This window comes from Ideonella flava (assembly GCF_051857595.1).
Lineage (GTDB): Bacteria > Pseudomonadota > Gammaproteobacteria > Burkholderiales > Burkholderiaceae_C > Ideonella.
Genome location: NZ_JBPZHD010000003.1, coordinates 111,672 through 123,958 on the forward strand (window position 1 = coordinate 111,672; position 12,287 = coordinate 123,958).

General features: G+C 70.7%; 8 protein-coding genes, 1 pseudogene and 1 riboswitch. Of the genes and pseudogenes, 4 read left to right on the forward strand and 5 right to left on the reverse strand.

What is annotated here, in order from left to right:
- Nucleotides 1–87: 87 nt before the first annotated feature.
- Nucleotides 88–1,290, forward strand: a complete 1,203-nt coding sequence (gene pcaF / locus ACS5PM_RS07370) for a 3-oxoadipyl-CoA thiolase (RefSeq protein ID WP_439386943.1) — start codon at nucleotides 88–90, stop codon at nucleotides 1,288–1,290.
- Between the two features lie 50 nt (nucleotides 1,291–1,340).
- On the opposite strand, the gene ACS5PM_RS07375 is transcribed toward pcaF, so the two are convergent.
- Nucleotides 1,341–2,261 (reverse strand): helix-turn-helix domain-containing protein, encoded by a 921-nt coding sequence (locus ACS5PM_RS07375; protein WP_439386944.1) that lies wholly within the window; start codon nucleotides 2,259–2,261, stop codon nucleotides 1,341–1,343.
- 95 nt (nucleotides 2,262–2,356) lie between these two features.
- On the opposite strand from ACS5PM_RS07375, the gene pobA reads away from it, so the two are divergent.
- Entirely contained in the window at nucleotides 2,357–3,529 is a 1,173-nt protein-coding gene (gene pobA, locus ACS5PM_RS07380) for a 4-hydroxybenzoate 3-monooxygenase (protein WP_439386945.1), read from the forward strand.
- A 48-nt stretch (nucleotides 3,530–3,577) separates the two neighbouring features.
- On the forward strand, nucleotides 3,578–4,636 hold the full coding sequence (locus tag ACS5PM_RS07385) for a homocysteine S-methyltransferase family protein (RefSeq protein WP_439386946.1): 1,059 nt from the start codon (nucleotides 3,578–3,580) through the stop codon (nucleotides 4,634–4,636).
- 20 nt (nucleotides 4,637–4,656) lie between these two features.
- Here the strand turns inward: ACS5PM_RS07385 and ACS5PM_RS07390 are convergent, their stop codons facing one another.
- The 3 genes from ACS5PM_RS07390 to ACS5PM_RS07400 all read right to left on the reverse strand — a co-directional run bounded on the left by ACS5PM_RS07390 (nucleotide 4,657) and on the right by ACS5PM_RS07400 (nucleotide 8,048).
- Nucleotides 4,657–5,829 (reverse strand): hypothetical protein, encoded by a 1,173-nt coding sequence (locus tag ACS5PM_RS07390; protein ID WP_439386947.1) that lies wholly within the window; start codon nucleotides 5,827–5,829, stop codon nucleotides 4,657–4,659.
- 303 nt (nucleotides 5,830–6,132) lie between these two features.
- Complete coding sequence (locus tag ACS5PM_RS07395; protein WP_439386948.1) at nucleotides 6,133–7,356, reverse strand: HD-GYP domain-containing protein; 1,224 nt, start codon at nucleotides 7,354–7,356, stop codon at nucleotides 6,133–6,135.
- Nucleotides 7,357–7,433: 77 nt separating this feature from the next.
- The gene (locus ACS5PM_RS07400; RefSeq protein WP_439386949.1) at nucleotides 7,434–8,048 is read right to left on the reverse strand and encodes a hypothetical protein; all 615 of its coding nucleotides are present in this window, start codon (nucleotides 8,046–8,048) and stop codon (nucleotides 7,434–7,436) included.
- A gap of 94 nt (nucleotides 8,049–8,142) precedes the next feature.
- Nucleotides 8,143–8,255, forward strand: a riboswitch (S-adenosyl-L-homocysteine riboswitch).
- Nucleotides 8,256–8,326: 71 nt separating this feature from the next.
- Between ACS5PM_RS07400 and metH the strand changes: the two genes are divergently transcribed.
- A complete protein-coding gene (metH, locus tag ACS5PM_RS07405) occupies nucleotides 8,327–11,101 on the forward strand; it encodes a methionine synthase (protein ID WP_439386950.1) in 2,775 nt (924 codons plus the stop codon).
- 56 nt (nucleotides 11,102–11,157) lie between these two features.
- On the opposite strand, the pseudogene ACS5PM_RS07410 reads toward metH, so the two are convergent.
- A pseudogene (locus ACS5PM_RS07410) lies at nucleotides 11,158–12,267 on the reverse strand (capsule polysaccharide biogenesis protein); the annotation flags it as partial.
- Between the last annotated feature and the right edge of the window lie 20 nt (nucleotides 12,268–12,287).

Genomic DNA, 12,287 nt, shown 5'->3' on the forward strand with positions numbered 1-12,287 from the left:
CGGAACAAGCCAGCCGTGGCGAGCTAGCATCGGCGACCGCCCTTGCGGCCACCTTTCGGGCGCCGGCCCTGCTCCGGCGTTGCTGCCATGACCCACGCCTACATCTGTGATGCATTGCGCACTCCCTTCGGCCGCTACGGCGGCGCCCTGTCGGCGGTGCGCGCCGACGACCTCGCCGCAGTGCCCATCAAGGCCCTGATGGCGCGCCACCCGGGCCTGGACTGGGCGGCTGTCGACGACGTGCTCTACGGCTGCGCCAACCAGGCCGGCGAGGACAACCGCAACGTCGCCCGCATGGCCGCGCTGCTGGCCGGCCTGCCGGTGGACGTCCCCGGCGGGACCATCAACCGCCTGTGCGGATCGGGCATGGACGCCATCGGCTCGGCCGCGCGCGCCATCCGCGCCGGCGAGGCGCAGCTGATGTTCGCCGGCGGCGTGGAGAGCATGAGCCGTGCGCCCTTCGTCATGCCCAAGGCCACTTCGGCCTTCTCGCGCGAGAACGCGGTCCACGACACCACCATCGGCTGGCGCTTCATCAACCCCTTGATGAAGGCGCAGTTCGGCGTCGATTCGATGCCCGAGACGGCCGAGAACGTGGCCAGCGACTTCGGCATCTCGCGCGAGGACCAGGACAAGATGGCGCTGGCCAGCCAGCGCAAGGCCGTCGCGGCCCAGGCGCGCGGCTTCTTCGATGCCGAGATCACCCCGGTGACCATCACGCCCAAGAAGGGCGAGCCCATCGTGGTCGCGAAGGACGAGCATCCGCGCGAGACCTCGCTCGAGTCGCTGGCCAAGTTGAAGGGCGTGGTGCGCCCGGACGGCACCGTGACCGCCGGCAATGCCTCCGGCGTGAACGACGGCGCCTGCGCGCTGATCCTCGCCAGCGAGGAGGCCGTCGCCCGCCACGGACTGACGCCGCGTGCCCGCGTGGTCGCCATGGCGACGGCCGGCGTTCCGCCGCGCATCATGGGCATAGGCCCCGCGCCGGCCACCCGCAAGGTGCTGCAGCTCGCCGGCCTGTCGCTCAGCCAGATCGACGTGATCGAGCTGAACGAGGCCTTCGCCGCACAGGGCCTGGCGGTGCTGCGCCAGCTCGACATCGCCGACGACGACCCGCGCGTCAACCCCAACGGCGGTGCGATCGCGCTGGGTCACCCGCTCGGCGCCTCGGGCGCGCGCCTGGTCACCACGGCGATCAACCAGCTCTACGCCAGCGGCGGCAAGCGCGCGCTGTGCACCATGTGCATAGGCGTGGGCCAGGGCATCGCGATGGTCGTCGAGCGGGTGTAGGAACGAAGGGACGTGCTCGCGTTCAGCGGGATCCGGCCGGCGCGCCGGATTCAGGCCTGGTGGGCCTGCTGCCTCCAGGCGGTGGGCGACACGCCGCACAGGCGCTGGAAGAAGCGCGTGAAGTAGCCGGGGTCGGCGAAGCCCAGGTCCAGCCCGATGCGCTTGACGCTGAGGGTGGTGTAGGCGAGCTGGCGCTGGGCCTCCAGCGCCATGCGCTCGTGCAGGAGCTCCAGCGCCCCGCGGCCGAACTGGGCGCGGCAGAGCCGATTCAGCTGGGTCGCGCTGATGCCGAGTTCGCCCGCCAGCGAGGCGACGCTGGGCTGCAGGCGGAAGCGCGCGTCCACGAGCGCCCGGTAGCGCGCCAGGTGCGCGGGCAGGCTGGCGGCGGCCGGGCCCGCAGCCGCGTCCGGCAGCGCGCGTGCGAGGGCCAGCAGCAGGCGCGTCAAGGCCGCGTCGATGGCCGCCTGGCGCCAGCGCTGGTGGCCGCCGAACTCGTCGGCCAAGGCCGAGACGGCCGAGGCGACGGGCCGCTCGTCGCCCTGCGCGCGCAAGCCGCCGGCCGCTGGTGCCGCGTCGCCCCAGCCCAGCAGGAGCGGCCTGTCGAACACCGGCCACAGGCCCGGCTCGCCAGCCAGCAGCGAGCGCACGTGCAGTTCCTGCGCCGTGATCACCCAGCCGTCGACCGAAGGCTCGAACGCGAAGCCGTGGGCCGTGGCCGCCGGCACCAGCACCGCCGCGGGGCCGGCAAGAGCCGAGGCCCGGCCGTCCAGCCGGGCCTCGGCATGGCCGCGGGCGATGTACAGAATTTGAAACAGCAGTTCGTGCCGGTGGGGGCGGATCTCCCAGTCGTGCAGGCGGCTGCGCGAGGAGATGGTCTCGACGTGGAGCCGCTCGGGGACAGAGGCCGCGCCGGGTTCGCCGTAGAGCTGGTAGGAGGGCAGCGAACGGGCGGCGCGGCGAACGGGCGGCATGTTCGAATTGTGCAAGGCTTGGCCGAATCCGTCCATTGAAGACAGGCCCCTCGCGGCCTACGCTGCGAGGCATTCCACATGAACGGAGACAAGCGATGCGCACCCAAGTCGCGATCATCGGCGCGGGCCCGTCGGGCCTGTTGCTCGGCGCCCTGCTGCACAAGCACGGGATAGCCCACGTCATCATCGAGCGCCAGACCCCCGATTACGTGCTGGGCCGCATCCGCGCCGGCGTGCTGGAGCAGGTCGCGGTCGACCTGCTCGACGAGGCCGGCGTGGGCGAGCGCATGCACCGCGAGGGCCTGCCGCACGACGGCTTCTCGCTCGCCTTCGACGGCGGCCACCACCGCATCGACCTGCATGCCCTGACCGGCAAGCGCGTCATGGTCTACGGCCAGACCGAAGTCACGCGCGACCTGATGGACGCGCGCCGCTCCGCCGGCCTCACCACCGTGTACTCGGCCGAGAACGTGAGCATCGCCGGCTTCGACGGCCGGCGCCCGACCGTGCGCTACACGGTCGACGGCCAGGCGCAGGAGATCGAGGCCGACTTCATCGCCGGCTGCGACGGCTTCCACGGCGTGGCCCGCGCCAGCGTTCCGGTGAGTGCCATCCGGAACTACGAGAAGGTCTACCCCTTCGGCTGGCTGGGCGTGCTGGCCGACGTGCCGCCGGTGCACGAGGAGCTCATCTACGCCAACCACCCGCGCGGCTTCGCGCTGTGCAGCATGCGCAGCAAGACCCGGGTGCGCTACTACGTGCAGTGCTCGCTCGACGACCACGTCGAGGACTGGAGCGACGAGCGCTTCTTCGGCGAGCTCAAGCGCCGCCTGCCCGAGGCGGACGCCGCCCACCTGATCGAGGGCCCGTCGATCGAGAAGAGCATCGCGCCGCTGCGCAGCTTCGTGGCCGAGCCGATGCGCTTCGGCCGGCTCTTCCTTGCGGGAGACGCCGCCCACATCGTGCCGCCGACCGGCGCCAAGGGCCTGAACCTCGCGGCTTCGGATGTCGCGCTGCTCAGCCGCGCGATCGCCGAGCACTATCGCGGCTCGGACGCCGGCCTCGACAACTACTCGCAACGCGCCCTGTCGCGCGTGTGGAAGGCCGAGCGCTTCTCCTGGTGGTTCACGTCGCTGATGCACCGCTTTCCCGAGACGGGCGAGTTCGGCCGCAAGATGCAGCAGGCGGAGCTGGACTACCTGGTGAAGTCCGAAGCCGCGATGCGCTCGATGGCCGAGAACTACGTCGGCCTGCCCCTGGACGCCTGACCCCTTGGCGGGCGGGGGACAAGGGCCGGCTTTCTACAATCGGGCCCCATGAAGCCCACCCCCGCCTACACCCGCGGCGCCGCCCTGCCGGCCATCCTTGCGCAACGCATTGCCATCATCGACGGGGCGATGGGCACCATGATCCAGCGCTACAAGCTGGGCGAGGCCGACTTCCGCAACGAGGCGCTGAAGGACCATCCCAAGGACCTCAAGGGCAACAACGACCTGCTCGTGCTGACCCGGCCGGACGTGATCCGCGAGATCCACGAGCAGTACCTGGCCGCCGGCGCCGACATCATCGAGACCAACACCTTCGGCGCCACTTCCATCGCGCAGGAGGACTACGGCCTGGCGCCTCTCGCACGAGAGATGAACGTGGCCGCCGCCCGGCTGGCCCGCGAAGCGGCGGATCGCTACAGCACCCCCGACAAGCCTCGCTTCGTCGCCGGCGCGCTCGGCCCGACGCCGCGCACCGCGAGCATCAGCCCCGACGTGAACGACCCGGGCGCGCGCAACGTCAGCTTCGACCAGCTGCGCGAGGCCTACAAGGAACAGGCCGCCGGCCTGCTGGAAGGCGGCGTCGACCTGTTCCTGGTCGAGACCATCTTCGACACGCTCAATGCCAAGGCCGCCATCTTCGCGCTCGACGAGCTGATGGAAGAGACCGGCGAGCGGCTGCCGGTGGTCATCTCCGGCACGGTGACGGACGCCTCCGGCCGCATCCTTTCGGGCCAGACGGTCGGCGCGTTCTGGCACTCGGTTCGGCACGCGCGGCCTCTGGCGGTGGGACTGAACTGCGCCCTCGGCGCGGCGCTGATGCGCCCGTACATCGAGGAACTCGCGCGCCTGGCCGACGACACCTACGTCAGCTGCTATCCCAACGCGGGCCTGCCCAACCCGATGAGCGACACCGGCTTCGACGAAACGCCCGAGGTCACCAGCGGCCTGCTGGAGGAGTTCGCGAAGAGCGGCTTCCTCAACATCGCCGGCGGCTGCTGCGGCACCACGCCAGAGCACATCGCCGCCATCGCCAAGCGCGTGGGCAGCTACCGGCCGCGCCATCGGCGCGATCCGCTGCTCACGCACCTGGTGGCCGAAGCCGCCTGAGACGTTCGCCGGCCGCAGGCTCAGCTCGCGGTGGCCGTTGCCATCGCGTGCCCGCTCAAGCTGGAGGTGACCCGCTCTCGCAGGCGCTGCAGCGCGCCTTCGCCGACATCGTCCGAGGCAGGCGCGTGCGCCAGGGTGTTCAGCACGTGGGCCTTGGCCAGCTTGTAGTCGGCTTCGGGCAGGACGCTGGCGAGCCAGGCGAACTGCACTTCGATGCCGCAATCGGCGGATTTCTGCGGCGTCATCTGCGGCCCGGTCGGCTCCAGGTCCACTCCGTCGGGGCCGAAGGTCTGCAGCCACACCCACAGCGGCAAGCCGGCGCCCGGGGCGCGCCAGGCGCCGTCCTCCTGCTCCGTGCGGTCCGAGAAATTGACGACGCGGTTGTTCAGGAACCCCATGGCACGGCCCGCGTCTTCAAGCTGCATGACCTTTCCAATGGCGGGATGCCGGGTCGTGAGACCAACTGCAAGACCGAGGCCGTCCGACAGATGGCCCCAGCCGTGCGAATTGAAGATGCTCAGCTGGACCTGCCTGCCTGGCAGCCGGGTGGCGGAGATCGCGAGGGCGTGGGCCTCGTCTCCCACCTCCTGGGAGACTCTCACGAGCAGATGCTCCCCTTCCTTCAGGCGGCTCAGCCTGTCACCCGGATCGACGGGGTCGCCATCGGCCGCCCTGCTGAGATAGCCGCCCGACGGGGTCGGCACCAACTCGACAGCAATCGATTTCGCCAGCGATTCGCGTGCACGCCGCACGGCCGCCGGGTCGGTGCAGTTCGCCTCGATGTGGCGCAATGCGCCTTCCATGACCCTGGACAGCGCGGCTTCTGCGGAAGCGGACACGCCGGCAGCCGGCGTGCCGGCCGCTGTCCGGGCCAACATCTGCAGCAAGTCAGGCTCGACGCGCGACACGGTCTGCATCAACGCCGGCTCGACGTACAGCTCTTCACCCGGCGACGGCCCTTGGGCCAGGTTCACCGGGATCGGTCCCGGGTCGAGCCCGCTGCGCGCCGGGCGCTGTTCGCAGCGGCTTTCGAGCGGCCCGCTCACGCCATCGGCCAGGAAACGAAGCGTGTCGGAAGGGCCCGCCTCCAGCCGACCAGAGGAGGCCTCGCCGTTCGGCCATCGAAGCACCGCCCGAGGCGGCAGGAAGGCATCGGCCTGCGGACTCGACGCCCTGCTTTCGCGCGCAGACAAGCCCTCCGGCGAGGGCGACGGCTGGGCTGCGGTCGGTCGCGGCGCTCCTTCAGACCGGTTGGCGCCAGCGTCGCGCGTCAGCGAGGGGGAGTGGGCTTGATGACGATGTGCTTTCGTCGAGAGGCATTGACCCATGGTGTCGCAGGCAGGACGCTTCGGAAGTGCACGGATCGCGACAGTAGGGTCGCTGCGCCTGGCTTGTCGAACCCATGCGAAGGGGCGAGCGACTTCCCGAAGCCGACCGCTCCCGCCGACCAGCGAATGCAGGCGCCGAATCCTCCAGCGGCTGGCGAAGCTCGAGGCTCAGACCAGCTTGTGCAACGCGTCCAGGTTCGGCTGCACCCGCACCTCGCCCGCGGGCACGCCCGTCTCGACCTGGTACTTCGGCAAAGCCGTGTGGCGCACCGCCGGCACGGCCAGCGGCAGGCCTTCGCGGTTGACCAGGCTGACCACCGTCAGCGCGGCCTTGGGGTTGGGCTGGCGCTTCATCACGAGCGCGATCTCGCCGCAGGTCAGCTTCACCCACGCGCCGGGCGGATGCAGACCCGTCTCGGCCAGCAGCGCCTGCCCGGCCTCGTCGGGGTGGCCTCCTTCGTCGAAGAAGGCCGCCTGCGCGGCCGCCTTGGCCGACAGCGCCGCGCGGTGGCGCCGGGCCGACAGTCGGGCGGCATAGCGGTCGGCCCGCTGGATCAGTCGCGCCAGCCGCAGGCCGGGCTCCAGGCGATCCAGCGATCCGCTGGGGGCGTCGTGGTGATGGCGCACCACCTGCAGCCACAGAGGGTCCTCGATCCCTGCCGACGCGAGCAGCTCGACGCCGCGTGCGGCATGGGCATCCACCTGGACCCGCTGGGCCGGACTCAGGGGCCGCGTCTGGCGGACCAGTTCGTTCTGCAGCGGCACCATGCCGACGTTCATCGACAGGGCCGCGCGGGTCAGCGGCCGCCGCCATTGCGGCTGCCAGCCGGGCAGGCGCGGCCCGGCCAGCGCGCACAACAGCATCACCAGGATGGCGTGCAGCGTGCTGTAGTCTTCGGGCCGACTGGCGGCGGCGTGGAAGAAGCGCAGCAGCGTCGCATCGACCTGCCGCTGCAGCCTCGCCAGCATCTCCTCGGCCAGTTCGTCCAGGCGCTGCTCCCAGCGGGAGGTGCGGGTGTCGGCACCGGACCCGGGGGCGCTCAGCAGGACGCGTGCGCGGGCCTCTAGATCCGGCCATTCGAGCGGACGCTCGCCCGGCTTCGGCAGCTCGACGGCGCGCCGTTCGTAGTCGGGCTTGAGCGCGGCGATCTCGGCCAGCGTCGCCTCGCCGGTGCGCAGCAGGTGGTCGACCTGGGCGTTGAGCTGGCGCTGCACCAGGTCCTTCTCACCCTCCTCGATGAACAGCGCCCGCGCCAGCAGGTAGCCGAGCTGATGCGGATCGGCGATCGCCGAACCGCGGTGCACGAGCACCTGGCCGTTGACATCCCGCAGCGAGAAGGCCAGCGGAATGCCCGGAGCGAGACCGTCAGGGGTGATGGGGACGAGTTTCATGGCGGACAGGCACCGGCCCGTCGCGCGGGGCGGCCGGGCCTTCCGGGGATTTCGGCCGCCGACCGGGGAAGTTGAGCTCAGCGAGAGGCGCTGCTGGCGGCCGCCGCGGGGGGCGGCACGACGCGCGGCGCCGGCGGCAGGGTGGCGTCGTCCAGCTTGCGCAAGCCCCCGGCCGGCGCGACCAGGCGCAGCAGCACCTGGTCATCCTCGGCCGAGGCGGCCGCGGCCACGCGCCAGCTCGGCACGCCGCGCCCGGCCAGATGGGTGCGGATCGCCGCCATGCGCTCGGCCGAGGCCTTGCCCGAGGGCGGCGCCGCCTGGAGCCTGGCCGCGGGCTGGCGCTTCAGGCTCTGGGACAGCTTGTCCAGCACCGCCTGCAAGGGCGGCTTGGGCGCCGCGGCCGCCGGAGCATCGAAGGCGTATTTCATCGGCACCACCAGCCGGACGCTGCCGTCACGCTCGCCGCTGACCTGCACCGGCGTGCCCGCGAAGAGCTCGCCCAGCCACCGCGACTCGGCGGCGAGCGGGGCATCGGGCGGCATGGCGGGCTTGCCGGGAGAGGGCTCGACCGCCTCCGGAGCCCCCGGCGCAGGCGACGGGGTCGTGGCCGGCTGGGTCGTCCGGCAGGCCTGCAGCGCTGCAAGCAGAAGCAGGCACAGCCCGAGGCGGGAAAGAAGACGGCCGGGAGTCATGGCGGCATTCGAGCAAACAGCCTGCCCGGTAGCGAGCGTCCAGGTGTAAGCGTCGTCAGGCTGGGTGAATGGGGGCTTGCGTAGAATCCCTGAACCGTCCGAGGAGCGTTGCGACGGCGTGCCCGCGAGACTGCCGCCGGTTGCGCCGCCAGGCTCGGCACGGTGCGCACGGCAGCCCGCCGGGCGCTCCAACGGCGCTCACCCGGGCCGCAGCGCGGCCGCCGCGGGTGAGCCGTGGTGGTGGTCGCGGCCCTTTCCCCGCTGTCCCCTCCGCCGCCATGAACGCCATCGCCTCCTCCGCCGAACGCTCCGCCAACGTCGCCCCGCCGCCCATGCGCCTGTCGGGCCTGGAGCCGGTGTCTATCGGTGCCGGCACCCTCTTCGTCAACGTCGGCGAGCGCACCAACGTCACCGGCTCCAAGGCCTTCGCCCGGATGATCCTCGCCGGCGAGTACGAGAAGGCGCTGGCCGTGGCGCGGCAGCAGGTCGAGAACGGCGCCCAGGTCATCGACGTCAACATGGACGAGGCGATGCTCGACAGCCAGGCGGCGATGGAGCGCTTCCTCAAGCTGGCGATGAGCGAGCCCGAGATCGCGCGCGTGCCGATCATGGTCGACTCGTCCAAGTGGAGCGTCATCGAGGCCGGGCTGAAGTGCCTGCAGGGCAAGGGCATCGTCAACTCCATCTCGATGAAGGAAGGCGAGGCGGAGTTCAAGCGCCAGGCGAACCTCGTGCGCCGCTACGGCGCGGCCGCGGTGGTCATGGCCTTCGACGAGCAGGGCCAGGCCGACACCTTCGCCCGCAAGACCGAGATCTGCGCCCGGGCCTACCGCATCCTCGTCGAGGAGGTCGGCTTCCCGCCCGAGGACATCATCTTCGACCCCAACATCTTCGCCATCGCGACCGGCATCGAGGAGCACGACAACTACGCGGTCGACTTCATCCAGGCCACGCGCTGGATCAAGCAGAACCTGCCAGGCGCCAAGGTCTCGGGCGGCGTGTCCAACGTGAGCTTCAGCTTCCGCGGCAACGAGCCGGTGCGCGAGGCGATCCACACGGTCTTCCTCTACCACGCGATCCAGGCCGGCATGGACATGGGCATCGTCAACGCCGGCATGGTCGGCGTGTACGACGAACTGGACGCCGAGCTGCGCGAGCGCGTCGAGGACGTGGTGCTCAACCGCCGCAAGGATTCGACCGAGCGGCTGCTGGAGATCGCCGAGGCGGTCAAGGGCGCCGCCAAGGATGACTCGACGCGCCTGGCCTGGCGCAACGCGCCGGTCGAGGAACGCCTGTCGCACGCCCTGGTCAACGGCATCACCGACTTCATCAACGAGGACACCGAAGAGGCCTGGCGTGCCATCGAGGCCCGGCAAGGTCGGCCGCTGCACGTGATCGAAGGGCCCTTGATGGCGGGCATGAACATCGTCGGCGACCTCTTCGGCGCCGGCAAGATGTTCCTGCCGCAGGTGGTCAAGAGCGCCCGGGTGATGAAGCAGGCGGTCGCGCATCTGCTGCCCTACATCGAGGCCGAGAAGGCCACGCTGGCGGCCGCCGGCGGCGAGACGAAGGCCAAGGGCAAGATCGTCATCGCGACCGTCAAGGGCGACGTGCACGACATCGGCAAGAACATCGTCACCGTCGTGCTCCAGTGCAACAACTTCGAGGTCGTCAACATGGGGGTGATGGTCGCCTGCCAGGACATCCTCGAGAAGGCGCGGGCCGAGGGCGCCGACCTCATCGGCCTGTCGGGCCTGATCACGCCCAGCCTGGAGGAGATGCAGCACGTAGCGGCCGAGATGCAGCGCGACGCTTGGTTCCGCGAGAAGAAGCTGCCGCTGCTGATCGGCGGCGCGACGACCAGCCGCGTGCACACCGCCGTCAAGATCTCGCCTCACTACGAGGGCCCGGTCGTCTACGTGCCGGACGCGTCCCGCGCGGTGGGCGTGTGCTCTGAGCTGCTGTCCGACGACCGCGCCGCCGCCTACGTCGACGAGCTCAAGGCCGACTACGACCGCGTGCGCACCCTGCACGCCGGCAAGAAGGCCACGCCGCTGGTCAAGCTCGCGCAGGCCCGCGCCAACAAGACGCCGATCGACTGGTCGACCCCGCCCGCGAAGCCGCGCTTCATCGGCCGGCGGCTGTTTCGCCACTACGACCTGGCCGAGCTCGCCCAGCACATCGACTGGGGCCCCTTCTTCCAGACCTGGGACCTGGCCGGCCCCTACCCCGCCATCCTGCAGGATCCCGTCGTCGGCGACGCGGCGCGCAAGGTGCTCGAAGACGGCCAGAGGCTGTTGAAGAGGATCATCGACGGCCGCTGGCTGCAGGCCCAGGGCGTGATCGGCCTGTACCCGGCCAACACGGTGGACGACGACGTGATCGAGGTCTACGCCGACGAGTCGCGCGAGCAGGTGCTGCTGCGCTGGGCGCCGCTGCGCATGCAGAGCGAAAGGCCGGTGATCGACGGCGTGAAAAGGCCCAACCGCTCGCTGGCCGACTTCGTCGCTCCGAAGGGAACGCAGCCGGACTACGTCGGCCTGTTCGCCGTCACCGCGGGCATCGGTGCCGATGCCAAGGCGGCCGAGTTCGAGGCTTTGCACGACGACTACCAGTCCATCATGCTCAAGGCCCTGGCCGACCGCCTGGCCGAAGCCTTCGCCGAGCGGCTGCACCAGCGCGTGCGGACCGAGCTCTGGGGCTATGCCGCGGACGAGCAACTGAGCACCGAGGAGCTGATCGCCGAGAAGTACCGCGGCATCCGCCCCGCCCCCGGCTATCCGGCCTGCCCGGACCACGGCGTGAAGGCGGACATGTTCCGCGTGCTGGGCGCCGACGAGATCGGCATGGGCCTGACCGAAAGCCTGGCGATGACGCCGGCGGCGAGCGTGAGCGGGTTCTACCTCGCCCACCCCCAGTCGACCTACTTCAATGTCGGGCGGGTCGGGGAGGACCAGCTGGCGGCCTGGGGCGCGGCGCTTGGCCTTTCGGAGGCCACCGCACGCCGGCGGCTCGTCTCGGTGATGGACGGCAGCCCGGGCGCCGCAGCGTAGAAGCTGGCGTTCAGCTGGGTCTCGCGCACGAGGTAGGTGCGAAAGCGCTGGAACAGCTCGCTGTCGACCGGGCCGGGATCGGCCCAGAAGCTGTCCAGCGGCCCGGGGTGGACCAGGCCCTCGATCGCGTACATGCACTCCCCCAGCGCGATCACCGGCGTGCCGTGGTAAAGCGCCTGCAGGCCGGTGGTGCTGTTCACCGTGACGACGCCGCAGGCATGCTTGAGCAGCGTGGGCAGGTGCTGGTCGTGGATGTAGTGCACCCGCGCGTCTATGCCCAGGCGGCGGGATTCGCGGGCGATCAGGCGGGTGTAGTCGTTGTACGGCCGATCCAGGGGATGGTGCTTGAAGACCAGCAACTGGTGGCCAGGCGCATGCGCCGCGAAGGAGGCCAGCACTTCGCGGATGAAGGCGGGCACGCTCTTGTAGCGGGAATGGCGGCGGATCTGGCTGTCGTTGTAGACCTGCAGGGGCACCAGGAAGAAGCGCTTGTGCTGCTCCGGCGCGCTGAGAAAGGCCTGCATCTCCCGCTCCGCATAGCGGTACCACCACTTTCGCCAGGCTCCGTGGGCCCACTTCAGGCCCTGGCTGACCGGCGCTATCGAGCGGTGGTGGCGGTAGTGCGGGTAGCGCGCATGGCCGAAGGCGCGCGCCATGGAGTAGGCGATGGCCGCCGCCGCGACGGCGCGGAAACTCTGGCCCGTCGGAACCGGTGCAGGCAGCGGCTCGGCATTCAGGTCGCGATAGAAGGCCGGATCGCGCGGCAGCGACGAAGCGGCGTTGACGCCGCCGACCTCCAGCGTGACGTAGTCGGGCCGGACATAGCCCTCCTCGAACACGAACACCGTGATCCCCAGGGCCTCGGCTTCGGCAATCGCTGCCTGGTGCATGCGGCGCGACTGGCCGAACAGCACGATCGCGTCCAGCCTCAGCTCGGCCACCAGGCGCCGCAGGCGCGCCGGCCACTCGTCCATCGGCTCGCGGAACTGGATCACCTGCTCGCCGCGGAAGAACAGGTCGTCACCGGCGTTGAAATTGACCTTCCAGACCTGCTGGCCGTGGGCCCCGAGCGTGACCGCCAGCCGCTCGAAGAACGGCCCCATCGGACCCTGCAACAGCAGCGTCCGACGCTGGCAGAGCAGGCGGTCTAGGGAGGTCGGAATCATCGGAGAACTTCGAACAACGG

Coding starts and splice junctions, on each gene's coding strand:
- pcaF (WP_439386943.1), top strand. CDS start 88: ATGACCCACGCCTACATCTGTGATGCATTGCGCACTCCCTTCGGCCGC.
- ACS5PM_RS07375 (WP_439386944.1), bottom strand. CDS start 2,261: ATGCCGCCCGTTCGCCGCGCCGCCCGTTCGCTGCCCTCCTACCAGCTC.
- pobA (WP_439386945.1), top strand. CDS start 2,357: ATGCGCACCCAAGTCGCGATCATCGGCGCGGGCCCGTCGGGCCTGTTG.
- ACS5PM_RS07385 (WP_439386946.1), top strand. CDS start 3,578: ATGAAGCCCACCCCCGCCTACACCCGCGGCGCCGCCCTGCCGGCCATC.
- ACS5PM_RS07395 (WP_439386948.1), bottom strand. CDS start 7,356: ATGAAACTCGTCCCCATCACCCCTGACGGTCTCGCTCCGGGCATTCCG.
- ACS5PM_RS07400 (WP_439386949.1), bottom strand. CDS start 8,048: ATGACTCCCGGCCGTCTTCTTTCCCGCCTCGGGCTGTGCCTGCTTCTG.
- metH (WP_439386950.1), top strand. CDS start 8,327: ATGAACGCCATCGCCTCCTCCGCCGAACGCTCCGCCAACGTCGCCCCG.